General features: G+C 66.9%; 25 protein-coding genes and 2 tRNA genes. 14 read left to right on the top strand and 13 right to left on the bottom strand.

Features of this window, described 5'->3' with window-relative positions; all coding sequences use genetic code 11:
• Nucleotides 1-169: 169 nt before the first annotated feature.
• The 4 genes from NCCP_RS12370 to NCCP_RS12355 all read left to right on the top strand — a co-directional run bounded on the left by NCCP_RS12370 (nucleotide 170) and on the right by NCCP_RS12355 (nucleotide 4,450).
• On the top strand, nucleotides 170-655 hold the full coding sequence (locus tag NCCP_RS12370; protein WP_149957592.1) for an SRPBCC domain-containing protein: 486 nt from the start codon (nucleotides 170-172) through the stop codon (nucleotides 653-655).
• Between the two features lie 50 nt (nucleotides 656-705).
• Entirely contained in the window at nucleotides 706-2,073 is a 1,368-nt protein-coding gene (locus NCCP_RS12365) for an FAD-binding oxidoreductase (protein ID WP_149957591.1), read from the top strand.
• 70 nt (nucleotides 2,074-2,143) lie between these two features.
• A tRNA-Pro gene (locus tag NCCP_RS12360) sits at nucleotides 2,144-2,220 on the top strand.
• Nucleotides 2,221-2,446: 226 nt separating this feature from the next.
• Nucleotides 2,447-4,450 carry a glycoside hydrolase family 13 protein gene (locus NCCP_RS12355; protein ID WP_149957590.1) on the top strand — a complete coding sequence of 668 codons (2,004 nt, stop codon included), beginning with the start codon at nucleotides 2,447-2,449 and terminating at the stop codon, nucleotides 4,448-4,450.
• On the opposite strand, the gene NCCP_RS12350 is transcribed toward NCCP_RS12355, so the two are convergent.
• From NCCP_RS12350 to NCCP_RS12340, 3 genes are all read right to left on the bottom strand, one after another.
• Nucleotides 4,425-5,774, bottom strand: coding sequence for a DUF4032 domain-containing protein (locus NCCP_RS12350; protein ID WP_149957589.1), 1,350 nt, complete (start codon nucleotides 5,772-5,774; stop codon nucleotides 4,425-4,427). The two genes, NCCP_RS12355 and NCCP_RS12350, sit on opposite strands and share 26 nt — an antisense overlap.
• A gap of 62 nt (nucleotides 5,775-5,836) precedes the next feature.
• The gene (otsB, locus tag NCCP_RS12345) at nucleotides 5,837-6,616 is read right to left on the bottom strand and encodes a trehalose-phosphatase (protein WP_149957588.1); all 780 of its coding nucleotides are present in this window, start codon (nucleotides 6,614-6,616) and stop codon (nucleotides 5,837-5,839) included.
• 2 nt (nucleotides 6,617-6,618) lie between these two features.
• Complete coding sequence (locus NCCP_RS12340; RefSeq protein WP_149957601.1) at nucleotides 6,619-8,094, bottom strand: alpha,alpha-trehalose-phosphate synthase (UDP-forming); 1,476 nt, start codon at nucleotides 8,092-8,094, stop codon at nucleotides 6,619-6,621.
• 247 nt (nucleotides 8,095-8,341) lie between these two features.
• Between NCCP_RS12340 and NCCP_RS12335 the strand changes: the two genes are divergently transcribed.
• The 3 genes from NCCP_RS12335 (at nucleotide 8,342) to NCCP_RS12325 (ending at nucleotide 11,177) form a co-directional block, all read left to right on the top strand.
• Nucleotides 8,342-9,202, top strand: coding sequence for a DsbA family protein (locus tag NCCP_RS12335; RefSeq protein WP_149957587.1), 861 nt, complete (start codon nucleotides 8,342-8,344; stop codon nucleotides 9,200-9,202).
• 120 nt (nucleotides 9,203-9,322) lie between these two features.
• Nucleotides 9,323-9,399 (top strand) — tRNA-Thr (locus NCCP_RS12330).
• Nucleotides 9,400-9,836: 437 nt separating this feature from the next.
• Nucleotides 9,837-11,177 (top strand): DUF2254 domain-containing protein, encoded by a 1,341-nt coding sequence (locus NCCP_RS12325; RefSeq protein ID WP_149957586.1) that lies wholly within the window; start codon nucleotides 9,837-9,839, stop codon nucleotides 11,175-11,177.
• A gap of 900 nt (nucleotides 11,178-12,077) precedes the next feature.
• Here NCCP_RS12325 and NCCP_RS12320 read toward each other — a convergent pair.
• From NCCP_RS12320 to NCCP_RS12300, 5 genes are all read right to left on the bottom strand, one after another.
• On the bottom strand, nucleotides 12,078-13,535 hold the full coding sequence (locus NCCP_RS12320) for a benzaldehyde dehydrogenase (protein WP_149957585.1): 1,458 nt from the start codon (nucleotides 13,533-13,535) through the stop codon (nucleotides 12,078-12,080).
• 40 nt (nucleotides 13,536-13,575) lie between these two features.
• A complete protein-coding gene (locus tag NCCP_RS12315; RefSeq protein ID WP_149957584.1) occupies nucleotides 13,576-14,616 on the bottom strand; it encodes an ABC transporter permease in 1,041 nt (346 codons plus the stop codon).
• Nucleotides 14,610-16,178 carry a sugar ABC transporter ATP-binding protein gene (locus NCCP_RS12310; RefSeq protein ID WP_149957583.1) on the bottom strand — a complete coding sequence of 523 codons (1,569 nt, stop codon included), beginning with the start codon at nucleotides 16,176-16,178 and terminating at the stop codon, nucleotides 14,610-14,612. Before NCCP_RS12310 ends, NCCP_RS12315 begins: the two co-directional genes overlap by 7 nt.
• A gap of 68 nt (nucleotides 16,179-16,246) precedes the next feature.
• A complete protein-coding gene (locus NCCP_RS12305) occupies nucleotides 16,247-17,359 on the bottom strand; it encodes a sugar ABC transporter substrate-binding protein (RefSeq protein WP_149957582.1) in 1,113 nt (370 codons plus the stop codon).
• Between the two features lie 109 nt (nucleotides 17,360-17,468).
• Nucleotides 17,469-18,428, bottom strand: a complete 960-nt coding sequence (locus NCCP_RS12300; RefSeq protein ID WP_172627392.1) for an AraC family transcriptional regulator — start codon at nucleotides 18,426-18,428, stop codon at nucleotides 17,469-17,471.
• 1,943 nt (nucleotides 18,429-20,371) lie between these two features.
• On the opposite strand from NCCP_RS12300, the gene NCCP_RS12295 reads away from it, so the two are divergent.
• Nucleotides 20,372-20,716 carry a hypothetical protein gene (locus tag NCCP_RS12295; protein WP_149957580.1) on the top strand — a complete coding sequence of 115 codons (345 nt, stop codon included), beginning with the start codon at nucleotides 20,372-20,374 and terminating at the stop codon, nucleotides 20,714-20,716.
• Here NCCP_RS12295 and NCCP_RS12290 read toward each other — a convergent pair.
• Nucleotides 20,646-21,410: a recombinase family protein gene (locus NCCP_RS12290; RefSeq protein WP_225873822.1), complete on the bottom strand. Its 765-nt coding sequence runs from the start codon at nucleotides 21,408-21,410 to the stop codon at nucleotides 20,646-20,648. The genes NCCP_RS12295 and NCCP_RS12290 overlap by 71 nt on opposite strands.
• 258 nt (nucleotides 21,411-21,668) lie before the next feature.
• Here NCCP_RS12290 and NCCP_RS12285 point away from each other — a divergent pair, with 258 nt between their 5' ends.
• Nucleotides 21,669-22,082: a hypothetical protein gene (locus NCCP_RS12285; protein WP_149957579.1), complete on the top strand. Its 414-nt coding sequence runs from the start codon at nucleotides 21,669-21,671 to the stop codon at nucleotides 22,080-22,082.
• A gap of 93 nt (nucleotides 22,083-22,175) precedes the next feature.
• Nucleotides 22,176-22,736, top strand: coding sequence for a hypothetical protein (locus NCCP_RS12280; protein WP_149957578.1), 561 nt, complete (start codon nucleotides 22,176-22,178; stop codon nucleotides 22,734-22,736).
• Between the two features lie 77 nt (nucleotides 22,737-22,813).
• Here NCCP_RS12280 and NCCP_RS12275 read toward each other — a convergent pair whose 3' ends face one another.
• The 4 genes from NCCP_RS12275 to NCCP_RS12260 all read right to left on the bottom strand — a co-directional run bounded on the left by NCCP_RS12275 (nucleotide 22,814) and on the right by NCCP_RS12260 (nucleotide 24,568).
• Nucleotides 22,814-23,176, bottom strand: a complete 363-nt coding sequence (locus NCCP_RS12275) for a hypothetical protein (protein ID WP_149957577.1) — start codon at nucleotides 23,174-23,176, stop codon at nucleotides 22,814-22,816.
• A complete protein-coding gene (locus tag NCCP_RS12270) occupies nucleotides 23,173-23,682 on the bottom strand; it encodes a hypothetical protein (RefSeq protein WP_149957576.1) in 510 nt (169 codons plus the stop codon). The genes NCCP_RS12275 and NCCP_RS12270 overlap by 4 nt, the downstream gene beginning before the upstream one ends.
• A complete protein-coding gene (locus NCCP_RS12265) occupies nucleotides 23,654-24,094 on the bottom strand; it encodes a hypothetical protein (RefSeq protein ID WP_149957575.1) in 441 nt (146 codons plus the stop codon). The genes NCCP_RS12270 and NCCP_RS12265 overlap by 29 nt, the downstream gene beginning before the upstream one ends.
• Nucleotides 24,095-24,346: 252 nt before the next feature.
• Nucleotides 24,347-24,568 (bottom strand): hypothetical protein, encoded by a 222-nt coding sequence (locus tag NCCP_RS12260; protein ID WP_149957574.1) that lies wholly within the window; start codon nucleotides 24,566-24,568, stop codon nucleotides 24,347-24,349.
• A gap of 252 nt (nucleotides 24,569-24,820) precedes the next feature.
• On the opposite strand from NCCP_RS12260, the gene NCCP_RS12255 reads away from it, so the two are divergent.
• The 4 genes from NCCP_RS12255 (at nucleotide 24,821) to NCCP_RS12245 (ending at nucleotide 26,109) form a co-directional block, all read left to right on the top strand.
• On the top strand, nucleotides 24,821-25,297 hold the full coding sequence (locus tag NCCP_RS12255) for a hypothetical protein (protein WP_149957573.1): 477 nt from the start codon (nucleotides 24,821-24,823) through the stop codon (nucleotides 25,295-25,297).
• 14 nt (nucleotides 25,298-25,311) lie between these two features.
• Entirely contained in the window at nucleotides 25,312-25,434 is a 123-nt protein-coding gene (locus tag NCCP_RS15475) for a hypothetical protein (RefSeq protein WP_263970142.1), read from the top strand.
• 63 nt (nucleotides 25,435-25,497) lie between these two features.
• A complete protein-coding gene (locus tag NCCP_RS12250) occupies nucleotides 25,498-25,728 on the top strand; it encodes a hypothetical protein (protein WP_149957572.1) in 231 nt (76 codons plus the stop codon).
• 54 nt (nucleotides 25,729-25,782) lie between these two features.
• Complete coding sequence (locus NCCP_RS12245) at nucleotides 25,783-26,109, top strand: hypothetical protein (protein WP_149957571.1); 327 nt, start codon at nucleotides 25,783-25,785, stop codon at nucleotides 26,107-26,109.
• Nucleotides 26,110-26,378 lie beyond the last annotated feature (269 nt).

Raw genomic sequence — 26,378 nt, 5'->3', positions numbered from 1 at the left:
GGAAGCTAAGACCCACAGCGCCGATGGTACTGCACCCGGGAGGGTGTGGGAGAGTAGGACACCGCCGGACAACCATTACGGAAGCCCCCGACCACACCGTCGGGGGCTTCCCCCCTTTAACACCCCCCAACCCACCCCACCCCGCCCGGCCGGGCGGTACGGTTAACCCATGGACGGACTTTTTTCCCATGCGTCGCCTCCCCCGGGCCCGAAGGGCACCGCCGCGGACGTGACCGAGCCCCTGGTTTCCTCCGTCATGGTGCCCGTGACCGCGGACCAGGCGTTTGAGGGAATGACCGAGTACATCCACCTTTGGTGGCCCGGCGGCAAGTATTCGGCCTTCGGGTCCGGCACGCATCCTGCTTTCGGCCCCGACGGCCTGTACGAAGAGGCCGAGGACGGCCGCCGGTACCAGTGGGCCCGCGTGGTGCAGGTCAAGCACCCCGAGCTGATCGAACTTTCCTTCACGATGCTGATGGACCAGCACCCGCCCACACGCGTGGTGATCGCTTTCGAGGAGCACGGCACGGGAACCAGGGTCACGCTGACGCATGACGGGTGGGCTCCCGGCGAGGCCGGCCTCGAACAGCGGGCCCGGTACGGGAACTGGGACGAAATCCTGGGCTACTACGCCCGCTTCATGGGCGGCAAATAGTCCGCTCCCGGCCGCGAGCCAGCCATCCGCTTACCCTCCGAAAGGTCCGCATGCCCACCCTCGTTTCGCCCTTCCTTGACGATCTGTCCGCAGCCGTTGGCCGCGTCGCCACCGATGAGGCCACCTGTGCCGCCTACAGTCGCGACAACGCGCACGTCGTGGACCCCCAGGTGCCCCACGCGGTTGTCTTCGCCGAAAGCGTGGAGGACGTGCAGGCGACCCTGCGCATCGCCAACATGCACCGCGTGCCGGTGATTGCCCGCGGTGCCGGCACCGGGGTCTCCGGCGCCGCCCACGCGGTCAAGGGCTGCATCGTGCTCTCCCTGGAGCGGATGAACCGCATCCTGGCGATCCGGGTGGAGGACGAGGTGGCCGTTGTGGAGCCCGGCGTCGTGAACGCGGACCTGAACGCCGCCGTCGAACCCTACGGCCTGATGTACGCGCCGGACCCGGCCAGCTTCCGGCAGGCCACGATCGGGGGCAACGTAGCCACGAATGCCGGCGGCCTGCGCTGCGCCAAGTACGGGGTGACGCGCGACTCCGTGCTGGCACTGGAAGTGGTCCTTGCCGACGGGCGCCTGATCCGCGTCGGCCGCGACACGTTCAAGGGGGTTGCCGGCTACGACCTCACCGGGCTGTTCGTCGGTTCGGAGGGCACCCTGGGCATCGTCGTCTCAGCCACCGTGCGGCTGCGCTACCTCAGCCCGGAACTGCGGTCGGTGGCCGCCGTCTTCCCGGACATCGCCACGGCGGCAGCCGGCGTCATGGCGATCGCCCGGGCCCGGGTCCAGCCGGCCATCATGGAACTGCTCGATTCCGGGACCATGGAGGTCATTGACGCCATCCACGGCAGCAACCTGCGCGCACGCGGGGGAGCCCTGCTGCTGGTGCGCCTGGATGGCCACGGGGCCCGGATCGAGGAGGCGCTGGTCCGCCAGGCGCTGGCCGGCCTGGGCGCCCAAATGGGGCCGGAGGACGACGGCGAGGCGGAACTCCTGATCGAGATGCGCCGTTCCAGCCGGGGAGACGGCCAGGACGACGCCTACCGGGTGGGGGAGGACGTGGCGGTGCCCCGGTCCCGGATGGTTCCCTACATGCACACCCTGGAACGGATCGCCGAGCGCCAGCGTGTCCGGCTGCGGATCGTCGCGCACGCCGGGGACGGCAACCTGCACCCGACCTTCTGGCTGGACCCGCGCGAGGGCGAAGCTGGCCTGGGCCGGCTGGACGCCGCGCTGGACGAATCGGTCCGGGCGGCGCTGGATGCCGGCGGGACCATCACCGGCGAGCACGGCGTCGGCCAGTACAAGCTGCGCTGGCTGGGCTGGGAACAGCAGCCGGAGGTGCGGGAACTGCAGCACCAAATCAAGGCCGTCTTTGATCCGAACGGCATCCTCAACCCGGAAAAGGCGATCTAGGACACAAAGGTTGGCCCCGATTAGGTGAATCCATGAATCCCCGGTAAAGTCTTGTTCCGCAGTGATGCACCGGGGTGTGGCGCAGCTTGGTAGCGCGCGTCGTTCGGGACGACGAGGTCGCAGGTTCAAATCCTGTCACCCCGACCACTGAAGGCCTCCGATCCGCCAGGATCGGGGGCCTTCTTCCTTGTCAGGCCTTCTTCCATCTCAGGTCTTAGCGCAAGCCGGGCCTTCTTTCGGGCCACGCCCTGGAGGGGCGCCTCTGCGGGCCGGGCGTGGGGCGCCACGGGCCGGACGGGGACATCGTCGCCGGTTCGGGGCTCCGGCGGGGATAGGCTCGCCCTGACAAACCCACCAGATCCAGGGGAGAGCCATGATCATGCACCCGCACCACGACGGTTCCAGCCTGTATGTGGAGCCGCCGAACCCCCGCCTGCGGGACACGGTGAAGGTGCGGCTGCGGGTCCTGGCCGGCTTCGGCACCGTGACCGGCGTGTGGCTGCGCAGCGTGCGGGACGGGGAGCCGCACTACGACGCCGCCGTACGGCTGGAGGGCGCCGCCGGCTGGGAGTGGTGGGAGGCGGGGCTGACTATGGTCAATCCCGTGCAGAAGTACCGCTGGTTCCTGGAAGTGGCCGCGGAGGACAATGCCGCGCGGCGGACCTACCGCTGGGTGAACGCGCGCGGGATCTCCGCCCGGGATGTCCCCGACGCGGCGGACTTCAGGATCGGCATCGCCGGCCCGGCCCCGGACTGGGTGCCCCGTTCAGTGATGTACCAGATCTTCCCGGACCGGTTCGCGCGCTCTGCCCAGGCGGAGGGGCGCGAGCTGCCGGACTGGGCGATCCCCTGCGAATGGGACACCACCCCGGTGATCGGCCGCGGGCCGGAGACCCCTTTCCAGTTCTACGGGGGCGACCTGCGCGGCGTCGAGGAAAAGCTGGACCACATCGTCGCGCTCGGCGCGTCCGTCGTCTACCTGACCCCGATGTTCCCGGCCCGTTCCAACCACCGCTACGACGCCTCCACGTTCAGCCACGTCGATGAGCTGCTGGGCGGGGACGCCGCGTTCATCTCGCTGATCGAGGCGGCGCACGCCCGCGGGCTGCAGGTCATCGGGGACCTGACCACCAACCATTCGGGCGACGCCCACGAATGGTTCCGCAACGCCTACGGCCATCCGGAGGCTCCCGAGTCGGAGTACTACTACTTCTCCGAGGACAACACGAAGTACGTGGCCTGGCTGGGCGTCAAGTCGCTGCCCAAGTTCAACTGGAACTCGCAGGCGCTGCGCCGCCGTTTCATCCTCGACGACGATTCGATGGCCGTGCGCTGGCTCAAGCCGCCGTTCAACCTGGACGGCTGGCGCATCGACGTGGGCAACATGACCGGGCGGATGGGCGCCGACGACCTCAACCAGGAGATCGCAGCGCTGCTCCGGGAACGGCTGCGCCAGGTGAAGCCCGAAGCCATGCTGCTGGCCGAGTCCACCTCCGACGCCGCACCGGACTTCCAGAACGGTTTCTGGCAGGGCGCGATGACCTACACCAACTTCACCCGTCCGCTGTGGCAGTGGCTGGCCCGCGACCCCGAACCCGGACGCCGGCCGGTGGACTTCTACGGCCTGCCGCAGCAGGGCCCCAACCGGATCGAGGCCGAGGACTTCCTGGCCACCCACCTGGACTTCGCCGCCGGGTTCACCTGGGCGGTGCGCCGGGCCAACCTGAACGCGATCAACACCCATGACACCGGGCGGGCCGCCTATGCCATGGTTCCCGGCGGGCAGCCCGTGGGGGTGGTCCTGCAGTTCGCCCTGCCCGGAATCCCGCTGGTGTTCATGGGGGATGAGTTTGGGCTGGAGGGCTGGAACGGGGAAGACTCGCGCACCCCGATGCCGTGGGACGACCCCTCGCGCGTGCTGGCCGACCTCCGCCCGCTCTACGCGGAACTCGCCCGGCTCCGCCGCACCCACCCGGCCCTGATGGAGGGCGGCATCCGCTGGCTGCACGCCGAGGGCGACGTGCTGGCCTTCGTGCGCGAGCACCCGGCCGGGTCCGTGCTGGCGGTTGCCTCCCGCGCCCCGTTCAACGGACTGGAACTGCCCCTGGATTTGGTCGGCGGAACCCCGCAGCCGCTGGCCCTCGTGGGCGGGAGCATCACGGCGGAACGCCGCGGGGGTGGGGACAGCGCCGGTGCGGACAGCGCCGGTGCGGACAGCGCCGGTGCGGACAGCGCCGTCGTCGTGCTGGAGGGGACCGGGCCGTCGGCGGCCCTCTTTTCCCTCCCCGGCGTCTCCTTCCCGGTGGCGGGCCGGGGGTCCGCGGCCCGGCCGGAGCCGGGGACGGCCCCGCTCAACCCCGATCTGGCGGGTCCGTGACCCCGGCGGGGGCCGCCGGATCCAGCACGATGGCGGCCTCGTCGCGGCGGTGGCGCAGGACGCCTTCCACGTAGGATTCCACCGTCTCCGCCAGCGGCACGTTCGCCCCCCGCCGCTCGGAGATGTACCAGCGGTGTTCCAGGACCTCATGCACGATCTGCGCCGGCTCCAGCTTCCCGCGCAGCTCCTGCGGAATGGCCTGGGTGATCCGCCGGAACGTCTCCTCCACCCAAAGGGCCGCGGCGAGGTCCTCGTCCGCCTCCGGGTAGCGGCGGGCCCGGAAGGCGTCGATGTCGTTGAGCAGCCGCCGGGCCTGGCGCTCCTCCACATCCAGCCCGGCCAGCCGGAGCAGCCGGCGCTGGTGGTGCCCGGCGTCGACCACTTTGGGCTGGAGAACCAGCTGCGTGCCGTCCGGGGTGGCAAGCAGCGAGATCTCCTCGACGTCGAAGCCCAGGCCGTTGAGCCGGCGGATGCGCTCATCGATGCGCCAGCGCTCGCCGGCGTCCAGCTTGTCCGTCCGGGTCAGCTCCGCCCACAGCCCGCGGTAGGCGTCCACGATCTGCTCGCTGGTAGCCACCGGGTCCACTGTGTCCTCGATCAGGCCCGCCTCCACGAGGTCCATCAGTTCGCCGGCGATGTTCACCCGGCCGATCTCCAGGTCGTATTCGCGCTGCCCGGTGGAAAGCTCCGGGTACAGTTCCCCGGTCTCGGCGTCCACCAGGTAGGCGGCGAAGGCCTCGGCGTCGCGGCGGAAGAGCGTGTTGGAGAGGGAAACGTCGCCCCAGTAGAAGCCCACCAGGTGCAGGCGCACCAGCAGGAGGGCCTGCGCGTCGATGAGCCGCGTGAGGGTGTCCCGGCGCAGTTTCTGGGAGAACAGGGCACGGTAGGGCAGCGAGTACTTCAGGTGCCGGGTCACCAGGGCCGGAGCCAGCGGGCTGCCGCCGGCGTCGGTGCGGCCGGTGACCACCGCGAGCGGCTCCACGCAGGGAGCGTCCAGCCGGCGCAGCTTGCGCAGCATGTGGTACTCGTGGCGGGCGGCGTGCCCGGTGGTTTCCTTCACGGCGATGACCGCGCTTCCAAGCCGGGCGAAGCGCACGGTGTGCCGGGACAGGCCGCGGGGGAGAGCGGCCAGGTTCCGGGCCAGCCAGTCCTCCAGCGCGACGTGCCACGGCAGGTCCAGCAGTCCCGGATCCAGCGTGGCCGCCGTGATGCTCAGCGGGCCCGGAACCGCTGGCCCCGGGCCCGCCGGAATGTGGCGGGGGAGCTTGCCGTGTTGGGCGTAGTCGGTGGGTTCATCGAGCCAGAACGCGTCGTGGCGGGCCATCGGAGCTGCGCTCCCTTCCCGGGCGCGAGCGTGCCCGGCGGTCCGTGGCGGGTGGGGTCAGCTCATGCTCGCACGTCCAGGACCGCCCGGAGAAGGCCCGGGACCGCGCCCGGCCCGTCCAGCCGGTACCGGGCGCGGGTGGGACCCGGCCCCACCTTCACGCCAATGTCCCCGGGCTGCAGCCGGGCAAAGGCCTCCTCGTCGGTCAGGTCGTCCCCGGCGAAGAGCACCGCGGAGGCATCGACGACCCCACGCAGCCATTCCAGTCCTGAGCCCTTGTCCGCACGCACCACGGACGCCTCAAGGACGGCCTTGCCGTCCTTGAGCGTGACGCCTTCCAGGTCCTCAAGCCCGGCGCGGCCGGCGGCCAGCGTCGGGCCCCAGGCGGCCGGGGCCGCCTCGCGCACGTGGAGCACCACGCCGGCGGGCTTGGCTTCCAGCGCGGCGCCGGGGCAGGCCGCGGCCACGGCGGCGAGGCGGTTGCGGACCGTTTCCAGCAGCCTGAGCTGGCGGTCGTCCAGCACGACGTCGGAACCATCGGCGTGGAACTGTTCCGGGGCCCAGCGCTCGGCGCCGTGGCTGCCCACCAGCAGCGTATTGGGGCCGGGGGAGGCGACCCGGCGCAGGCTGGCCAGGTCCCGCCCGGAGAGGATCGCCGTCGTCGTTCCCGGCAGTTCCGCGAGGGCCTCCAGCGCGGCGGCGGCTGCCGGCAGCGGGCGGGCGTCCTCGGGGCGGGGCACCAGCGGGGACATGGTGCCGTCGAAGTCCATCGCCACCAGCAGCAGGGGCACGTCGGCCAGCTCCTCGATGGCGTCCTGCAGTGCGGCGTCCGTGGACGGCATGCTCAGCCCCTCCCGTGGCTGGTCGCGAGCGATTCGAGGAAGGTGCGCGACCAGCGGGCGACGTCGTTGGTCGCGATCTGGCGCCGCATGATGCGCATCCGGCGCATCGCTTCGGCGGAGGGCATGTTGATGGCCTCCATGATCGCGGACTTCAGGCCGTCGATGTCGTGCGGGTTGACCAGGACCGCGTGGCGCAGCTGGTCGGCGGCACCGGCGAACTCGCTCAGCACCAGCATGCCGCGGTTGTCCGTGTGGGTGGCGGTGAACTCCTTGGCGACCAGGTTCATGCCGTCGCGCAGGGCGGTGACCAGCATGACGTCGGCGGCCAGGTAGAGGGCCACCATTTCGCGCAGCGGGTAGGAATGGTGCAGGTAGCGCACCGCGGTGTGGGCCATGGTGTCGAACTCGCCATTAATCCGTCCCACCGCACCCTCCACCTCCTCGCGCAGCTGGGCGTAGCTTTCCACGCGCTCGCGGCTGGGACTGGCCACCTGGACCAGGCAGGCCTGGCCCACGGCCAGCTTGCCGTCCTCGAGCAACTCGCCGAAGGCTTTGATGCGGTGCAGGATGCCCTTGGTGTAGTCCAGCCGGTCCACGCCGAGCAGGACGACTTCCGGGTTGCCCAGTTCCGCGCGGATCTCCGCGGCCCGGGCCCGGATCTCCGGGTCCGTGGCCAGCCGGGCCAGTTCGCGGGATTCGATGGAAATGGGGTGTGCCTCGGCCCGGCACGTCCGCTGCGGGGCCCCGCCGGCATCCTGCACCTGCACGTGCTGGGCCTTGACGGTGTAGCCGAGGTAGCGGCGCACGCAGCGCATGAAGTTGTTGGCGTCGCTCTGGCGCTGGAAGCCCACCAGGTCCGCACCGAGCAGGCCCTCCAGAACCTGGCGGCGCCACGGCAGCTGGGCAAAGATCTCCAGCGGCGGGAAGGGGATGTGGTTGAAGAAACCAATGCGCAGGTCCGGGCGGGCTTCCCGGAGCATCAGCGGGACCAGCTGCAGCTGGTAGTCCTGCACCCAGACGGTGGCGCCGGGGGCCGCGGTCCTCGCCGCCGCCTCCGCGAAGCGGCGGTTGATCTCCTCGTAGCGGTCCCACCAGTTGCGGTGGAACTCGGGGGACACGATCACGTCGTGGTAGAGCGGCCAGAGGGTGGAGTTGGAAAAGCCCTCGTAGTACAGCTCCACGTCCTCGGCGGAAAGCGGCACCGGGACCAGGTGCATGTCCGAGTGGCTGAACTCGCCCAGCTGCTCGTCGGCGGCACCGTGCCAGCCCACCCACGCGCCGTCCGCGGTGGCCATCACTGGGGCCAGCGCGGTCACCAGGCCGCCGGGGGAGCGCCGCCACTCCGGTTCGCCGTGGGCGTCCTGGACCCGGTCGATGGGCAGCCGGTTGGCCACCACGACGAAGTCGAACTTGGTGCTTGCGGCGGTCGGTTCCGCCGGTGTTTCCTGCTGCGTTTCGATCGGGTGCTGCTCGATCATCGGCACGCGAGGCCTCCTTTGTCGGCGTCGTGCTACTTTCCCTGAGCCTAAGCCAGTGGAGGCCGCGGGGCGACTCGGGACCCGCATCTCCCTCTGTCTTGTTATCTTTCTGGCCCTGCGGGGCCGGTTTCGCGGCCGCTGACGCTTACCCGCCTCCCACCCCTGGCTGGCGCTCGGGGCGGGTCCCGCGGCGGCTAAGCTGGGTCCTGGTTCCAGACCCCTAAATGACCAGCAAGGATGGATGGCGATGGCAGCGAACAACCGGCCCGGCAAGGCGGAGCGGACGTCCATGGCGCGTGAGCAGGCCCGGCAGCTGCACGAGCAGCAGGCGGCCGCCGCCAAACGCAAGTCCCTGCTGGTGAAGATCGGTGTCGTGGCCGCGGTCGTCCTGGTGATCGGACTGATCGCGATGATCATCCTGCAGAACAGCCGCGGTGACGTGGCCGAGTCCGGGCCGGCGCCCAAGGGCGGCAACGAATACGGCGGCATCACGCTGGTTTCCGACACGGAGGCCGCGCCCACCTCCGGGGTCACCGTCGACTGGGCGGCGCTGGGTGAGGTTCCGGAGGGAGAGCGGGAGACCAAGCCGCGTGGGGTGGCCGCGGCGGCAAAGGGTCAGCCGGCGCAGGTGGTCATCTACGTGGATGCGAACTGCGTCCACTGCGCCGACTTCGAGTCAGCGTACGCCGGGCAGCTGAAGTCCTGGCTGGCGGCTAAGGACATCACGCTCGAATACCGCAACGTCGCCTACCTGGACCGCAGCTCGTCCACCAACTACTCCTCGCGCGGGGCGAACGCCATGGCGTGCGTGGCCGACGCCGCCCCCGCCACCTACCTGCCGTTCGTCGAGGCGGTGTTCGCCCGGCACAGCCAGGGCGAGATGAGCAACAAGGAGCTCGCCGACCTGGCCGCGGCCAACGGCGCCGACGTGTCCTCCTGCATTGATAACGGCACCTTCCGTCCGTTCGCGAAGTTCACCGACCAGGCCTCCCGCATCGACGCCATCCCCGGCACCCCCAGCGTATGGGTGCAGGGACAGGTGTGGGACGCCGCCGCCGACGCCGACTTCACGGCTTGGGCCCAGGAACTCATCGACGACAACAAGTAGCAGGTCGCAGCGCGGCGCCGGCCCCCGCACGGATGCCGGCGCCGCGCTGCTCCCGTTTTCCGGTTGGTCCCCGGATTCCGCTAGGCTGGATGTGCTGGCCGGACTTGCCTTCGGCTGATCGCCCCTTTAGCTCAGTTGGCCAGAGCACCTGTCTTGTAAACAGGGGGTCGCCGGTTCGAATCCGGCAAGGGGCTCCAAGGAACCGCTGGATTTAGCGGAATAACGCAAAACTGCCCGGTGAAGCCTGCGGGGGGCGCCCTCACCGGGCAGTTTTGCGAGCAGGTCTTAGGAGAACCGGCCGGCCGCGGAAACGCAGCGATCGTGATCTGAACAAGGTTGGGTGCGCTTGCGCCGGTGGGGGACCGGCTTACGGGACGGCCGCCCACACCATCCTTGCGTCTCACGTCCGGCGTAATCGGGCAGGGGGCCTCCGCATTTGATTCTCGCCTGAATCCTGGCAGTGTCCTTCTCCGGCCCGAACCGGGGCAGGGAGAAGAGCCAGGGCATCCCCGCCCGCTCCAGTTCCTTTTTGCCTCATGCCCGGGTGGGTACGCTGGAGCGATGGGACGGGTGATGAGGGGGCGCAGTCAGATGATGGACAGCAGCAGGCCCACGGGTTCAGGAGGAAGGCGCCATGGGTAGAGGGCGCCGTATCTCAGCGGAGGGTGTCCGGGCTTCGCTGTGGTTCTGGCCCGTCGTCGCGGCAGGTGCTTTTCTGCTCCTGACCCTGGTCCTGTTGAAGGTCCGCCCCGTGGCCGGTACAGCGTGGGCGGGCCTTATCTGGCCGGCCGGCGCCGATGCCGCCCTTGCCCTCCTCCAGACGGTGGCCACAGCGATCATGGCGGCAGCCACGGTGACGGTGTCGCTGACTGTCGTGGCCCTCCAGCTCGCCTCACAACAGTTTTCTCCGCGGCTCCTGCGGCAGTTCGCGCGGGACCGGTTTACCCAGGCGGTCCTTGCCCTTTTTATCTCCACCTTCGTCGTTGCCCTGGCAGGCCTTCAGGGCCTGAATGCGGATCAGCCGGTTCCTGTACTTGTCATGCTGCTGGTTCTGCTGATGGGCATAGCTTCGGCGGTAGGGCTGCTGGCGTTCGTGGGGCATATCGTGAAATCCCTCCGGGTCGACACCATGATGGTGACCGTGCACGAGGAGGCCGCCAGCACCATCAAACAGTTCTGCCCCCCATACGAGGACCGGTCGAAGGATCCGCAGGACGGCCTCCCGGGGCCTGCGGGAGGGACGTTGCTTCCCTCTGCACGCAGCGGCTTTGTCCAAATCATCCAGCCCAGGCTCCTGATCACAGCCGCAGCGGAACGTGGCCTCTTCATCCGGCTGGGCATCAGGCCAGGGGACCACGTGGTGGCCGGTTCCCCGCTCGGGAGCATCTGGAGCACAAGCGGAGCAGGAGCGGCAGCAGAAGACCTGGAAGGCGCCCTTCAGGAATCCATTGGCATGGGCTTTGAACGGACCAGTGAGCAGGACGTGGCCCTAGGCCTGCGGCAACTAACAGATATTGCCGTCAAAGCCATCTCCCCCGGCATTAACGACCCCATCACTGCAGCCCATGCCATAGGGTACTGCGCGGATCTCCTCACCCGTCTCCAAGGAAGGCATCTGGGACCTCAGCAGCACAACGACACCGATGGGCAACCACGGCTGCTCCTTCCGGCCCGCGACCACCGCTATTACCTTGATCTGGTGTGCGCCCCGATTCGGCGGTTCGGCCGGGCAGAGCCGCTTGTCCTCACCGCGCTGCTGCGCATGCTCCGCGACTGTGCTGCCGCAGCCCGCGACGGAGCCCAGCGGGAAGAGGTTTCCCGGCAGGCTGGCCTGATACTGGAGAATGCCTCCGATGAGCTGCTCGAATATGACCGGGAGGCCATCGTGGAGCTCGTACAGCGGGTTGAGGCGGCTCTGGAAGGGAACATAGACGATGCCTACCGGGACCGGGCCGGTGAAACGAGATCGGTCTGACCTTCAACTCACTCAATGACGCGAACTGCATCCTGGGGTTTACCCGCCATCGCCGGCTAACACGCCCAGCGCAGACAGCTTGTCCTATCCGCCGGGCCGGGCCGAGACGCAGTCGAAGGGAAGTGAGAGATTGCCCACCGGCGAGGCTCGAAAGGTGCACGAGCCCAAGTGGCCGGAATCCTGGAGGCGCTCGACACCCAAGCCACCCACGCCCTGGCCGCATCGGACCCGGTCCTGAGGAAACTCTGGTCATGCTGGGCCGCATCGGCCGTCCATAGCCGGGCCAGTGCCCGCCGGCCGCCCAGGCCGGGATACCAGGCACGCAGGACGGGACGCACGGCTGGCTCCGGGCCTTAACGAGTCAGGCCCCAGCCTGGGGGGTGGCTGGGGCCTGAACACTCATCACTCGCACCGTTCTGAGGTGATCTCAACACTAGGCAGCCCTCCTGCAAGGTACCTGTGTCCAGGGTGGGAAATCCCCGAGCCGAACCGGCCCGGGGGAACGGATCCGGGATGCCCGTGACTGGCGTGAACCGCCCTGTCACACCCGTCTCCTACCCTCGCCCCGGGGCGTCCCAGCCACGTCGGCCCCAGCGGGGAAGCCGGAGCCTTCCGTCCGGAAACCGCATTCGTGATGGCCTGCAGGGTGCTTCTGAGAGAACGATGATGTGCAGGAGTCGAGAGGCTGCAACGGACCGAAAATGAGCTGTTGCCGGCAGGTACCCGGAGAGCCGATTTCCAGGTTTCCAGAATCCCTAGGGGACGACCTTTGGCCTCGGTTTTCGGAGAATTTGTGCCAACTGTCACGAACTCGCAGAACCTTGCGCAAATACCGGTCGTTGCCTCAATGAACATGACACCCCGCGCCATGCGGGGATCCACCTGCAACAGCAACGTTCATCAGAACGGGTAGCTGGCGATGCGGGGGCGCATGGTGAGCCACTGGGTTTCCGTGAACGCCTCGATGTTCGCCGCCGCCCCGCCGAAGCGGGACCCGGTGCCCGAGGCGCCCATCCCCCCGAACGGGGCGTTTGCCTCGTCGGACACGGTCTGTTCGTTGATGTGGATCTTCCCGGATTCGATGCGGTCAGCGACCTCCATGGCCAGTCCCACCTCTCCGAGGATGCCCACGGACAGGCCGTACTCTGAGGCGTTGATCAGCGCGACCGCGTCATCGATCTCGCGGAAGGAGAGGACCGGCGCCACAGGGCCGAAGATCTCTTCGGACCAGGCCGGGTTGTCCGGGGTCAGGTTAGTCAGCACCGTGGGCCGGTAGAACAGTTGCTCATACGTACCGCCGGCAGCAATCTGGGCTCCCGCATCCTTGGCGGAACGGACCAGCGCGTCGATGCTGTCTCGCTGGCGTTCGTCGATGATCGGGCCCAAGGCGGTGCCCGGAAGCGTCGGATCGCCCACGGCGAGCCGTTCGGCCTTAGCGGCGAGTAGCCGGGCGTAGTCCTCGGCGAGTGATTCATGGACAAGGTGGCGTCCGGTGCTCATACAGATCTGGCCCTGGTGCATGAACGAGCCGAAGGCGCCGGCCGAGGCAGCGAGCTCAAGGTCGGCCTCCGGCAGCACGAGCAGCGCATTGTTCCCGCCCAGCTCCAGGTGCGCCCGCTTCAAGAGGCGTCCCGCAGCCTCGCCGACCTTCCGGCCGGCGGCGGTCGAGCCGGTGAAGGAAACCACGCGGACTTCGGGCGCCTCCACGAGGGCCTGGCCCACCTCGGCCCCGCCCGGGAGCAGCTGCAGGATGCCCGGGGGCAGGCCGGCTTCTTCGAAGACGCGCATGATTGCCACTCCGCCGGAGATGTTGGTGCGCGGATCCGGCTTCAGCAGCACGGCGTTGCCCAAAGCCAAGGCGGGGGCCACGGACCGGATTGAGAGGATCAGTGGAAAGTTGAACGGCGAAATGACCGAGACGACGCCGACGGGCCGCCGCCGCGCGAACGACCACCGAGCCTCGTTAGAGGTCAGCACCTCCCCTGCGGGGTGGGTGGGCAGGGCGGAAGCCTCGAAACACTCGGCGGCGGCAATGTGCGTCTCCAGTTGCGCCTTGGGTGCGATCGCGCCGGATTCGCGCACAATCCAGTCCTGGATTTCGTCGGCGTGGTCTTCGAACAGCTGCCCCGCGCGGCGCAGCACGGCGGCGCGCTCCTCGGGCTTGAGTGCTGCCCAGGCAGGCTGGGCCTGTGCCGCAAGCGACGCGGCCTGCAGGGCATCGGCGCGGGTGGCCGAGCCGACGGCGCCGAGCTTTCGTCCGGTGGCCGGTTCGACGACGTCGAGGGCCCCGGCACCGCCGTCGCTCCAGGTATCGGTGTGGATCTTGCCGTGCCAGTGGGACGTGGCGAACAGCGACATGGTTTCTCCTTGCAGGTGGGTTGACTGTGGTTAGACGGTGTCAGGATGCGCGGGACTTGGCCTTGCGGCGTTGGACGAGGGTGGCGGCCGAAACGGCCACCAACAGGGCAACCCCGTTGAAGACGTGGGTAACCCAGGTCTTCGCGCCGAGGATGTCCAGTCCGTTGGCTCCGACGGCGAGCAGGTAGACCCCCAGCACGGTGCCCCAGACATTGAAGAAGCCGGCCCGGATGGCGGTGGCCCCGAGGAACGCAGCCGCGTAGGCGGGCAGCAGGAATTCCGGGCCGAGGTCCGGGGTGGCGCTGCCGGCACGCGATGCCTGGAGCGTTCCGCCGATGCCGGCGAGCAGGCCTGCTCCGATGAATGCGGAGGCAAGGTAGCCGCGGGTCCTCACGCCGGACAGCTCCGCGGCGTCCCGGCCCATGCCGGTAGCGCGCAGATACCGGCCGTAGGGAGTGCGCTCCAGGATGAACCACAGGGCCAGGGCCGCGGCCAGGAAGTAGAAGACCACGACCTGGACGCCGCCGGGAATGCGCGTGTTGGTCAATGCGCCGAAGGCTTCCGAGGTGTGGGTGATGAGGGTCGAGTTGGTCAGCAGCAGGTTGATGCCGGAAAGGATCGTGGCCATGCCCAGGGTCGCGATAAACGCGTTGACCCCGACGACGATGGTCATGTAGGCGTTGACCGCCCCTACCAGGACGCCAAGGGCGATAGTCGCCGCCAGGACCAGGGGAAGCGGCAGACCGGTGCCGGCCAGGACGATTCCGGAAATGGTGCAGATGCCCAGGTTGGCGCCCACGGAGAGGTCAAACTCGCCGGCGGTCAGGGGCAGGATCACCGCGAGAGCAAGGATCCCGGGGACGGCCTGGTCGGCGAGGATCTGCCGGAAGTTTCCACCGCTGGCGAATGTGGTGGGCATGAGGATGGAGAACACGGCGATCATCAGCAGGAGGAAGACGGCGATTCCGTAGTTTCTCATTAGTGCACCGGGCTGCAACTGGCGGCGTTTCGACGGCTTTTTCGGCGGCTGGACGCCCTGGAGTTCGGATCGGTCGCGGGCGTCGGAGGATGTGGTCAGCATGGTGCGGTCCTTTGGCAGGCGAGTGCAATGTTGTCTTCGGAGATGCCGTCGCCGGAGAGCTCTGCGGCGACGGAGCCGCGGTCCAGCACCAGGACACGGTCGGCAAGCCCGACGAAGTCGTCGTGGTCGGTGCTGGCGATGAGGACGGCCGTGCCCCGGTCTGCGAGGCGGCGCAGGAGGTTGGCGATTTCCTGCCGGGCCAAGGCGTCCACACCTTGAGATGGTTCGTCGAGCAGGAGCAGTGACGGTCGGGAGCTGGCGGCGCGGGCGACGACGACCTTCTGTTGGTTGCCGCCGGAGAGGGTGCGGATGGGAGCCTCCAGCGAAGCGGTCTTGACGAGGTAGTCCTTGCCCAGCTGGTCCGCGTGGAGCCTTTCCGCCTTGCGGTTCAGGACGCCGGCTCGGGTGTGCCGCGCCAGGCGACCCAGCGTGAGGTTGTCGCCGACGCCCATGTCAAGGACGATCCCGTCCCGGCGCCGGTTCTGGGGGACACAGGCCACGCTGTCCGCGATGGCTTCGGCGGGGCTGGGAGGAGCGTAGGGCCTTCCCCCGAGGTGCATGGTTCCGGAGCTGGGCTGCTGGGCACCGGCCATCATCCGGACCAATTCGCTGCGCCCACAGCCGACCAGCCCGGTCACCCCGAGGATCTCCCCCGTGCGCAGGGAGAGATCCAGGTTGCGGACGCGGTTGCCGGTGAGTCCCGTGGCTTCGAAGAGGACCTCTCCCTCGCGTTCTGCGGCGCTGCGCAGCGGTGCTTCTTCGAGCTGGCGTCCGACGACGAGGGACACGATGGAACGGGAGTCGCGCCCTCCGAGCGGCTCGGCGGCGACGAGCTGACCGTCGCGCAGAACGGCGACGTGGTCAGCAATGCGGCGCACCTCCTCGATGCGGTGGCTGACGTAGACGGCGGTGCCGCCGTGTTCGCGCAGCACTTCAATGAGGTCCAGCACACGGGAGGCGTCCTCAACCGGGAGGGATGCGGTGGGTTCATCGAGGACCAACACATTGCGGCGGAGTCCCGCCACGCCGTCAGCGGCAGGGTCGGTGGTGTCGCGTCCGGGGGCCCGCACCGGCTGGAAGGCGCGGGCGATGCCCACCATAGTACGCAGGGAGGGGGACAACTCACCGACGGGGCGTCCCGGGTGTACCTTGATGCCCAGAAGGGACAGGGTGGCCTCGGTATGTTCGTTTTGTCGGCGGACGTTGACGGCCGCCAGCCGGTGGCGGGCCGCGAAACCGTCGGAGAGCGCGAAGTTGTCGGCAACGGTCAGCGCATCGACCAACCCGAGGTCCTGGTGCAGGAAACGCAGCCCCGCGGCGTGGGCGGCCTGAGGTGAGAGCGGGAGCGGCACCTCGGTGCCCCGGACGTGGAGTCGTCCGCCAGGATCGGGGGAATACACGCCGGCGAGAATTTTGATCAGCGTCGACTTGCCGGACCCGTTCATCCCGAGCAGGGCGGTGACCGCGCCGGTTGGGACGTCCAGGTCAACGCTGTCGAGCGCCTTCTGGCCGGTGAAGGTCTTGCTGATGCCGCTAATGCGCAGTGCAGGGGTGAGGTCCATAAGATCTCCTGATGGGGCTTGGCCCGTCGGCCCGGGAAACCGGGCCGACGGGTGGGCAGGGTCCGGTCCTAGCTGGCGTTCTGCCACAAAGTGGTGAAGCCGGACTTCCAGTCCGAATCTCCCGTCCAAGGCAGTTCAGGGAGTGTGTCCTTGAGGACCATCCGCTTGGGCATCTCAAGCACCTCGTGGCCGGAGGATCCGTTGGCGAAGAGCTTGTTCATCTCGTGGACCGAGAGATAGCCGGCGTATTCCATGGGCTTGATGACATCGGCAAACTGACTCTTGCCCTGGGCAATGAGTTCCAGGTTGGCGGAGTTCCCGTCGTAGGAGGTCATCTTGATGGATTCGCCGTTGGCGCTGCGCGCGACGGTGGCCTGGGTGGAGACCGCGGCGGCGCCCGTGTGGGTCCAGACGTAATTGATTTGGGGGTTGGCGGTCAGCGTCGCCTGGATCTGCGGAGGCAGGCCCGATTGCAGTTGGGACATCTGGGTTTCGATGGTTTCGACGATCTCGCAGCCGGAGCAGAGCTCGGGCAGCCATTTCTTGAACGCTTCGGTGCGGGCGACGATGGAGGGGAAAGCGGGGTCGGTGGTGACGAGGACCTTCGCGGCACCTCCGGAATCGCGCGCAATGGCGGCGGCCATCATCTTGCCGGATGCGTCTTCGTCCGGTTCGATGTCAATGTCGAACCGCGCGTCGGACGGGGACATGCTGTTGACGAGGAAGATGCCGGCGTCACGGGCCTCCTTCAGCTTTCCGTCCAGTTGGTCGCCGACGGCTGCGGTGAACACAATCCCGTCCGCGCCAAGCTGGATGGCCTGGTCGATGGCCTGTCGGGCCTTCTCCGGGTTTCCTGCCGGATCGATCATCCGCGCCTCCCACCCCATGACCCCGGCCGCCTCTATCGCCGAGTCGGCGCCGCGCGCACACGCCTCAGAAGCGTAGGTGCAGGGAATGACCACGATGCTCTTCCCGGAAACGGGGGCAGGGGAGTTCGCCGGGACTTCCTCCTTCAGCGGCTGCTGGAATTCGGCGATCGTGGAGTCGAGCGCGGTCGTGTCAATCTGGGTTCCTGCTCCGGTGGAGACCCCGGCCGAGCTTTCCCCAGCACCGCAGGCTGCCAGGGATAGGGCGATCGCCGGGACTGCGAGAAGTCCCAGCAAGCGGGTGGAGGTGTTCATGGGAGACCTTTCAGGATGGGTTCGAATGTGAGGTGCGACTCACTTTCGCCCAACCCGAACCCCGCAGGACACTGGATGTCCGAAACAGGCTACGCGATGGCAGAAAACGTCAAGCCGTTCCGAGAGCGTCAGAGCGGAACTCGGTAGGCGTGCATCCATACCGTCGGCGGAAGGCCCGCGAAAAGTGTGCCGTTGACACGAATCCCACGGCTACCGAAACCTCCCCGATGCGCGTGTGGGCGAACCCGGGTGCCGCAAGCAGCTCCCGGGCCCGCGCGAGGCGGGCATCATGCACAAACCGCGCCGGGGTGGTGTCCTGGGCCGCGAAGATCCGCGCGAGATGCCGTTCGCTAATCCCGACGGCCCGGGCGATCCGTGCGGCGGAGAGGTCCGGTTGGCCCAGACGCGCGTCGATGAATTCGCGGGCCGTGGCCAAGTAGGCCTGGCTGGGCGGATCCATGGCCTTGCCGGTGATGACGTTGAACAAACCCAGAACGGACTCCTCCAACGCGGCGGCACCCTCCTGTCCCAGCTTGAAAGCGCGGATGGCGGCGCTGGCGGCGGTGCGGGCATGCGCCGCAGTGGGTGATCCGGCAATGCGCAGGACCCGAGGACGGAGGTACTCGTCGCGCGCACCGTCCTCACGAAGGACGGTGCGCGGGACCTCGACGATCACCTGCCTCATGTCGGTGGAGAATCCATACATAAAGGGCCGGTTCGGGTCGTACACCACCGCCTCTCCGGCGCTTAACGTCTCGCATCCGGCCTCGTGGTAGAAGAAAGCGTTACCTTCCAGCAGCAGGCAGAGCATCACAGCGTCGACGGGATTGCGCCGGATGTTCTGGGGTGCGCGTTCGATTACGTGGTCATTGCCCTGAATGTGTGTTAACCGCAGCCGCGGGAGCTCCAAGTTGGACTGCGTGGCCACCAGGGAGCGTTCGGACAGTGTGCTGCAGCGAAGCCCGAAAAGTGCGAGCTCGTTGTATTCTTCCCACAGCGCCAGCCGTGACTGCACGGGAGCCGCGGTGGTGGAGAACGCACGCACGCCGGAAGCGTCCGGTACGGGCATCGGGGTCGGTGGTAGCGGGGCATCTGTGGGGATCGTCATGACGTCTGGCTCCGGGGCGACGTCGTCGTCGCCTTGGCGGGTGAGGCGGCGCGGGTGCGGTGAGCCACATCATAGGGCACGGCATGGTCTGTTTCACATTTCAATGACTCGAGGCCAGTCTGTCTCCTGCCACTTTGCCGTCTTCGTGACCGATTCATCGGATGAGGGCGTGGTGGGGCTCTGGCCCGAGGGCCTTGGGCAGAGTCGCCCCTTGTGGTTGTCCTTTGCCATTGGGAGGCATGAACGTGCCATTGGCCTGCGTGCCTCAGATACGGTGACCAAGGTGCACCGTGCTTTCCGCCATCGGATCCCGAGCATTTGGGGTTCGCTGCCCCGACCGGGTCGGTGTCCCGGTCAGGGGATAGCCGGTTCCGCGTTGGTCACCGCCAGGGACAGCAGCGTCGGTTGACGAAACCTCCGACAAGCTCATCCGCACGGTGTTCGCCTCCATTTATCGGCAGGAAATATGCCGTTGCCTCAGATGCGCCGGCAATGCCTCGGAGCAAATGGCGCAGGACAGCGGTCCAAGACGCTGGAAAAGTTCCTTCGTCAGACCGCTATAACTGCAGGACATGCGCCGCCATCGGCGTTTGGTACCGCGTACGAGCGCGGCGTGGTCTCGAATTGTAGCTGTCGGCTTGGAATGGCGGGCAGGGGTGCGCGCCGGGTGGTATGGGAGCGGAGCCGGCCCGCGGTGTCGGGCTTGCAGGCGTGCCGTTCCCGGGGAAAAGGCAACCGCTGGCCTTTGGCCGTCCGTTTCTTGCTGGCGGTTGAGTGGCGTTCGCCGTGCGGAGGGTGTTTCCATGAATGCTGGGGTGGCCCAAGGCCGGGCAAGAAGCGCCTGACCTCGCTGGCCTGGGTCTGGCCGGCAGGGCCAGGCCGGAAGGCCGGACCCGCAGTGGACCCGGCCTTCCGGCGTCTTTCCGTGTGCCGCCTCCGCGGGTGTGGCACTCAGGCAGTGGCGGTTTAGTGGACCTCGGCGGCCGCAGGGCCGATCTGCTTCTTGATGTTCACATTAGGTATGAGTGGCAAGTTCTGTTCTGGTTCATGCCCGGTTCCCGCACGTTCCCGGTTTGCCGTCTATTCGTCGGATATTTTTCATGGCGAATGAAACAGTGGATCCGGGCACCCGCGCGTGACAGTGTTCCACGCCGAGGTGGAAGAGGGTCTGCATGCTGTTTCGGTTGAGCCCGCGAATGGACGATTCTCCGATTCCTCGCGAACACCTGATCACTCCCTGAATCAGGGCAAGCCCAGGCTAATCTATTCTTCAAGGTCCTAGGGCGGGTGCCGCGTCTGCCACCGCCAAGGGGGACTTTCACAGCGACGCCCGGATGCGACGAAAGCGGGTATCCCTGCTCCGCGAGTTTCCGTCGAACCCAAGCGACACGCGTCGCTGCTGAAAATGTCGCGCAAGCGAATCGTCTAAGGGGGCGTTCGATGCCTCAAGGAAAGGTTCGGACCACCACGATCTTGGGCGGGGACCGTACATCATGACCGTGACGTATAAGGACCATTACTACCTCGGTCGGGATATACCCCAACGTGGCGTCAGGTTTCGCGTAGGCCGTCGCCAGGGGTAAATGGCCTTCCTGATTTACTGACAGATTTACCGGAGGTCTTGGAGCTCAACCTGGCACCGCTCATCGGCACCCGGCGCAGGTAGCGGCTGCCTGAAAACGGGTAGGAGCTACTGGGGTGCGGCACCGGTGCCCGGCCTATGGTGATGGTGCCCAGCACGTGGGGGATGCGCGGTATGCCGGCGACGACATCCCGGCAGCCTACGGGTCAGGGCATGCCGTCGCGCGCCTGCCGCGGTGGCGAAACCGTTCCTGACATGCCTTGCATGCCCGGAGCGGTGGGATGCCATGCAGCCGTTCACACCTATGTGAAGGAGTAAACCGATGAAAACTCTACTAGCCGCCCTCGCCGTTGCGGGGCTGGCCGTGCTTGGAAGCGCCGCCCCCGTAAGCGCCGCCCCCCCGGCCAACCAGCTGTGTCCGGCGTTGAGCTCGGGCAAGATCGATGTATCCGGGGTGAAGAAGAGTGTGACCATTGTTGCCCCGAAGGGCATGGTCATCACGAAAGTCTGCGTCAAGGCAGGATCAGCCGTCCAGGGGCTGGGCACCAAGTTGACATCCTACGACCCCGGGGTAGCCAAGGTGACGGTTTCCCATTTCAGCGGCAAGGGAATATCGCACTACTCCTACGCTCTGGCCCCCAAGGACTCCTATAACCCCTATAGCTGATCCGCATCCCCGCCGTGCCCCCGGCCATTGCCGGAGGCGCGGCGGGTCCATGCGGGGTGGTTTTCCTGCCACCACCCGTGGTTCTTGGATGCCATGCCTGCTTAACCACCCGCTGCCGCGCATCCAGTTCCGCCATCCTGCGGTACAGGGCCGCCCGGGACATGCCCAAGTCCGGAGCGACGTGGGTGGCGGGTTGTCCGGCGTCGATGAGCCGGCGTGCGTCGTGAATCTGGCTGTTGGTGAAGGCGGGTCGGCGTCCGCCGAGGTCGCCGCCGGAGGCGCGGCGCTTGGTCACGGAGTCGGTGACGCTTTGGCGCTTGATTTCCAGTTCCATTTGGGCCGAGGCGGCCATGACGGTGAAGACCATCGACCCATGGGATACCGGTGCCCGCGTGGCCTCCGCCCAGATTGAGCACGCGCAGGTTAACGCTCCGGGCACGGGCTGCTCGGTCAACCCGAGCATGTTCGCGGTGGAGCGTCCCAGCCGGTCCGGAGTGGTGACCATCAGGGCGTCGCCCTCCTCCAACGCATTCAGGGCCCGGTCGAAAGAAGGCCTTGATGCTCTCGCCCCGCCGCCGCCGTGGTCGACGTAGAGATCATCCCGGCGCACCCCGGCAGCGAGCAGGTCCTTGATCTGCCGGTCGGCGTCCTGGGCCCTCGTCGAAACGCGGACGTAGCCGATCAGCTTGCCCACATGGGCCCCGAAAGTGTCTTGCAGCCGACGTTCATGACGCCAATTCCGGGATTGGGTTGCAAGGAATAGTGGCAAGACAGGCGGATCCCTGGACTTCCGAGGCGAACCTCCTGTCGCGTTCGGCTGCGTTGCATCCGGTCCGTTGCAAGACACACTTTTGGCTTGGGAACATCGTCGACTGCTGGCCTAAGTGCCCTTTTTGATCGTTTCGCCGCTGGCCTTCATTCCAGGACTGGAAGCGGCTGGGAGACCGTCGTCGTGACCATCGACATCAAAGCCATGCTCCACCGGGTCGTCGCCGAGGTGTTCGACGGGAACTTCATCGTGGAGGACGCGCCCTCCAGCGAGGGTCCTCAGCTACCCCGAGTCCGCGTGAGCGCTCGGCTCGACCCGGGTCGTACGGCCCTCATTCGTGCCAGCTACGAGTGGGTGGACGCCTTCATTCCTGAGCTGGACGTCCAGACCACCACCGTCTTCGACTACGACGACGTGGAGCAGGAGAAGGCAGAGGAGTTGCGACGGCTCTGCCTGGTCATGCGCGCCTACCTCCAAGGAGAGGGCCGTATCGAACAGAAACGGCGGCTGTTCCGCCGGGGCACGGTGCCGGTTCTGGTGATCGAGGTGGACGGCCTGGAATGGCGCCTCGGCCGGAACCACTGGGTGATTCCCTAGCCGTAGGGTAGATCCTTCCGCCCGCTTCACCGCCGAAAGACGTGGCGCTTTAGGCGGTGAACAAGCCTGGTTGGGCTGTGGCACACTGGCGGAATGAACACCCGGCGTATCCCCACGGCTTCGATCGCGGCGCGCTGGAACCCCTCCGACCAGGCCGTGGATCTGGTGATCGATGGGCGCGCGGTCATCGACATCGTTGACCCGCAAAAACAGTGGGGTGTTTCTCCGTTCGCCCGCCGCTTCGTGCATAGCTCGGCTCGCGGGTGGCTGGCTGAGTATCGCGGGGTGTGCGGTGACCGCGACGAAAGGCTTCTGGAGGGGGAGTTGGAGATAGCGGTCTGCCGGGCGTGCGGTGATCTGGACTGCGGGAACCTTGCGGTTTACGTGGACAGGGACGCGGACACGGTTGTGTGGCGGCAGCCGCACTGGGCCGGGGACGACGAAGATGACGACGAAGATGACGAGGAGCCCGAGTCCAACGATCCGACAGTGCTCATGCCGCAGGTGGTGGTCTTTGACCGTGCCGAGTATGAGGCTGCGCTGGCGGATGTGGAGCGGTTCATCAATCGCCCGGGATGGCGCCGGGAGATTCCGGAAGCGGCCTCGTGGCTGGACCGGCTGCGGAACAGGTTCACCAGTGTGTGGGAGAAGTAAGACTGTGCGCGCTGCCCGTCGCGCAATTGTCGGAGGCACATGTAGGCCCGGTGAATAGGAGTGGAACGGCCGGTTCCTCAGGGGGAGAACAACCCCAGCCCGGAGGTCAGTGCCGAGGGGCAGCCCTGCTCGATGTCCGTGATGGTGATGGCCAGGGACGCACCGAGAAGGATGATGAAGCCGGCCAGCAGGAACATGCTCTTGGACAGTCCTCCGGGAACCCAGACGTTGGGGGAGTCGTAATCGGCGTTGCCGTACGTGTAGGCCCGCCACAGCCATGTGGACCCACAGAAGTGCATGAACGCCAGGGCGTACGACGCCGTGGCCGCGGCCGTGCGGAGCCCGGGAATCCAGAAGGACATGGCGAGGGCAGGCAGGGTCAGGGCCGTGCTGAGCAGCAGCGATTGCCAGCTGGTCAGGCGCCGGACCAGTGTCCTCATCCCAGGAACCCCCCGCCGGTGCCGGTTCCTGTGGCATATCCGACCGCCAGGGGTGCTGCCCCTGCCACAGGCAGGACCAGGAGCCAGCGCCAAAAGTACTTGGCCAGCTTGTTCCGTGGTTCTGCCCATTCCTGGTAATCCGGGTCCCACGGGAACCGGCTGCCCATTGAGACTTGGGCGTCCACGAAACGGACAAACCGGGAGGGATGCCCTGCGGTTGCGGCGAAGAAGCTGAGGCTGCCCGTGGCCATCCACGTTGCCGTGAGCAGCAGCGGGTCCCAGCCCAACATCAGGGCCAGCTGCCATGCGGCGAATGCGGGGAACGCCAGAAGAACGGAGTATGCGTAGAAGATCGCCCCGATCTCTACCTTTCCCTCTTGGGGATCGTAGCGGCTGGCCATGAGCAGCCAGACAGTCGCGATCAACCCCACAATGAGGGCCATCAACGGCAACGCTCCCAAGAATTCTTCCACTTCACTAGTTCCGGTGAGGTTGATCGGGGGCATGCTCCCTTTCGGGATCAACCTGGAGATGGTTGGCCAGGATGGTCCGGCCGCGATCGAGGATCTCCGTCATCAGCTGGCGCTCGGACGCGCTGAAGTCAGGACTGTAATGCTCGCCGGCCGGCGTGATGCATTCCAGGTTGTTGCCATAAAAGATCTTGTCGTAGCACTTGGAGGCCTTCGGGCCGCGATCATCGAGAGTGGCGCCGACGCTGCGGGCAATGTCTGCGAACAGGTTCCAGGCGTTCAGCAGCTCAGCGCATGTGCCATCCGATACCGGTAGTTCAAGCAGTGCCTCTAACCCGTCCAGGTCTTGGGGAGTGTCAATGCTGTATTCCAGATCAAAGGCGCTTTGCAGGCCAAGCCCATGCCGGTCAGCCAAGGCTGAAAGTGCCTCCACAGTGCTTGCGGACACGATTCTTCCGCTGTGCGTTAGAACGCGGTCCGTGTCCTCGTCCGAATCCCCTGTCCCGTCCTCGGATTGCCAAACCAGACCCAGCGTCCGTCCTTGGAACCGAATCCAACAGGGGTAGGAAAACATCACCCGGGAATCCTCTCCCTTCAGCGAAACGCAGCGGAGACCCGCCGTTGGGAGCCAGCCTCCGGCCTCCCAATACAAGCACTCCCCGACAATCCAACGGAGCGATCACGCTGGATCCGAGCGGAGCTAGAGACCCGTCACGGTTGTGACGCTGAAGGAGACGACGAACCAGAAAAAGGCCAGGACCGCAGGAAGCTGGTATTTGGTGGCGGGACCGGACTTCTCCAGAGACCAGACGGGCCACACGGTCATAACCGCCAGTACGAGGGCGGGGAGCATCACCACCGAAGCGACGATTAGCAGGTGCGTCAGTTGGCTGCTTGTCCTGCCGGCATCCACATGCATCATCAACCGCATCCCAACGAATGCGCCCAGAAGGAGTAGGAGACCAAAACCCGCAAGAGCCGAACCAAACCGAACCGCTTTGAGATTCCCCATGTCAGCAACCATATCTTGTCCGCACACCGGGCCCTTACGGGAAAGGAGGCAGGAGCTCGGGCCTTGTTCCGGCGTCCGGACGGCGCCCGCGCTCCCAACGCCCCTTCGGGATTCCGGAGGGGCCACGGTCCAGTCCACGGGTAAAGCGGGCAGAATCAGCGTGTGACAGATTTCTTGAACCCTGCCCTGCTTGATGCCACCCTTCGGGCAGCCGAGCAGTGGCGTACCCTCTTTGCCGAGCTCGGGACCTTTGCCGGTGGTGTGACCTTCAGCCGCGATCCCTCGGCGTTTGGCGGCGAGGGCGCGGACATTGCGAGGATCGTGGTCAACGGCGTCGCGATCGAAGCTGCCGAGTGGGCGTCGGACGACATCCGGTTTTCTGCCGGGTTTCCCGACGGACGGTCTGTCTATGGAGGGGAGACCTTCTTCGAGGAGACCGATGGCCGGGGCGGATTGTTCGGACTGCGGCGGGTGCAGGAACCGGACGTGGAGGCCCGCTCCGCGTTCAACGCCTTGATGGTTCTGGCGACCATGAAAGCCATTGCGGACGCCGTCACTGAAAAGTCTTGGGACGAGATCCGGGGTTCGGGTGGGATCGATACCCCAACCGGCAGGTTGTCCGGTTTCGACGAGCCATGACCTGGGACGGGTTCATGACCAAATTCAAGTTCAAGCACCTCACGCGGGTCGACTTCTCCGACGATTACACCCGCGCGGTCCTTGAGCTTGCCGGCCCCCTGCCACCGAAAGGGTCCCGGCATGGGCAGCGGGCCTAAGTCCCTTCGAACCGCCTCCCGATAGGATCGGCGCATGGGGCGGCCTTTCAGGAAGGTATCGGAGTGAAAGACAAGGCCATTGTGGCAGTAGCCATTGTGATGACCTTTGCCGTCGCGGCCCCGTTGACCGCCGTCGTTCTGGTCGTTGTGGATTCCCTGCTGGGCTGGACGGTTTCCTTTGGGGACGCCTTGAAGGACGTCCTCGGTTGTTACGCGGCACTCGCGTTTGGCGGGCTGCTTCTGCACCTTTGGGAGGCCCGGAAACGCACCCGGGGAGAACGCCGGGCGCCGTAGACGGGGTGCCTCCGCGGCCGCCCGGCCGCGGATTCATCTGGCTAGGGTGGAGGCATGGAGCCACCTACGGGTCCCCAGCGGACCATCCTGCGCCAAATCGCCGAGCACGCCGGTGACCTGGCCTCCGTGCTGGAGGCCCAGTTCGCCTCCTGCACGACCGAGCCGTCAGAACACTGCCAGGAGTGCTTCGAGATTGACGTCGCGGTGGATGTCCCGAGACTGCCCGCGAACACGGAGTGCCCGCTTTTCTTCGACGTCCAGGAGGGGACGGGTGCCCTCGGGGTGCTGCTCTGGCATGAAGATGGGCGCATCAACGGTCTGGAGGTCAACTCGGTCATTCACCCGCATGCAGCTTTGTCCGACCTGATCATCATCAACTAGTGCCTGTTCACTGGCCGGGAGCCGCTTGGACCGGGACCGTTCGACGGCGGTGTGCGCCGGCCTTACCGGTTCCAAACCCATTCTTGTCATCGGCAACCAAAGGCACAGAGCGACCATGGAACACCCCACAAAGCGTCCAAAGTCGCCATGGTCGCACCTGTCTCGACAAAATCGTCTTGCATCCCTCCGGCTGCGAGACTTGCTTTCGGGGGTGGGGTGGTCGACTGTTGGCTCAGGCGCCCTGGTCCCGGATGAACGGTTCAGACCCC

It is taken from the genome of Zafaria cholistanensis (assembly GCF_008580665.1).
GTDB classification, from domain to species: Bacteria; Actinomycetota; Actinomycetes; order Actinomycetales; family Micrococcaceae; genus Zafaria; species Zafaria cholistanensis.
Note: the sequence above shows the minus strand (reverse complement) of the source record. Positions and strands in the feature narration are given on the sequence as shown.

Bases quoted from the DNA above. Each gene is read 5' to 3' on its own strand.
- NCCP_RS12305 (WP_149957582.1), bottom strand. From the start codon at position 17,359: ATGAACACCTCCACCCGCTTGCTGGGACTTCTCGCAGTCCCGGCGATC.
- NCCP_RS12335 (WP_149957587.1), top strand. From the start codon at position 8,342: ATGGCAGCGAACAACCGGCCCGGCAAGGCGGAGCGGACGTCCATGGCG.
- NCCP_RS12310 (WP_149957583.1), bottom strand. From the start codon at position 16,178: ATGGACCTCACCCCTGCACTGCGCATTAGCGGCATCAGCAAGACCTTC.
- NCCP_RS12365 (WP_149957591.1), top strand. From the start codon at position 706: ATGCCCACCCTCGTTTCGCCCTTCCTTGACGATCTGTCCGCAGCCGTT.
- NCCP_RS12320 (WP_149957585.1), bottom strand. From the start codon at position 13,535: ATGTCGCTGTTCGCCACGTCCCACTGGCACGGCAAGATCCACACCGAT.
- NCCP_RS12300 (WP_172627392.1), bottom strand. From the start codon at position 18,428: ATGCCCGTACCGGACGCTTCCGGCGTGCGTGCGTTCTCCACCACCGCG.
- NCCP_RS12245 (WP_149957571.1), top strand. From the start codon at position 25,783: ATGGAGCCACCTACGGGTCCCCAGCGGACCATCCTGCGCCAAATCGCC.
- NCCP_RS12350 (WP_149957589.1), bottom strand. From the start codon at position 5,774: ATGGCCCGCCACGACGCGTTCTGGCTCGATGAACCCACCGACTACGCC.
- NCCP_RS12355 (WP_149957590.1), top strand. From the start codon at position 2,447: ATGATCATGCACCCGCACCACGACGGTTCCAGCCTGTATGTGGAGCCG.
- NCCP_RS12325 (WP_149957586.1), top strand. From the start codon at position 9,837: ATGGGTAGAGGGCGCCGTATCTCAGCGGAGGGTGTCCGGGCTTCGCTG.
- NCCP_RS12275 (WP_149957577.1), bottom strand. From the start codon at position 23,176: ATGAGGACACTGGTCCGGCGCCTGACCAGCTGGCAATCGCTGCTGCTC.
- NCCP_RS12370 (WP_149957592.1), top strand. From the start codon at position 170: ATGGACGGACTTTTTTCCCATGCGTCGCCTCCCCCGGGCCCGAAGGGC.
- NCCP_RS12340 (WP_149957601.1), bottom strand. From the start codon at position 8,094: ATGATCGAGCAGCACCCGATCGAAACGCAGCAGGAAACACCGGCGGAA.
- NCCP_RS12315 (WP_149957584.1), bottom strand. From the start codon at position 14,616: ATGCTGACCACATCCTCCGACGCCCGCGACCGATCCGAACTCCAGGGC.
- NCCP_RS12280 (WP_149957578.1), top strand. From the start codon at position 22,176: ATGAACACCCGGCGTATCCCCACGGCTTCGATCGCGGCGCGCTGGAAC.
- NCCP_RS15475 (WP_263970142.1), top strand. From the start codon at position 25,312: ATGACCAAATTCAAGTTCAAGCACCTCACGCGGGTCGACTTCTCCGAC.
- otsB (WP_149957588.1), bottom strand. From the start codon at position 6,616: ATGCCGTCCACGGACGCCGCACTGCAGGACGCCATCGAGGAGCTGGCC.
- NCCP_RS12260 (WP_149957574.1), bottom strand. From the start codon at position 24,568: ATGATGCATGTGGATGCCGGCAGGACAAGCAGCCAACTGACGCACCTG.
- NCCP_RS12295 (WP_149957580.1), top strand. From the start codon at position 20,372: ATGAAAACTCTACTAGCCGCCCTCGCCGTTGCGGGGCTGGCCGTGCTT.
- NCCP_RS12270 (WP_149957576.1), bottom strand. From the start codon at position 23,682: ATGCCCCCGATCAACCTCACCGGAACTAGTGAAGTGGAAGAATTCTTG.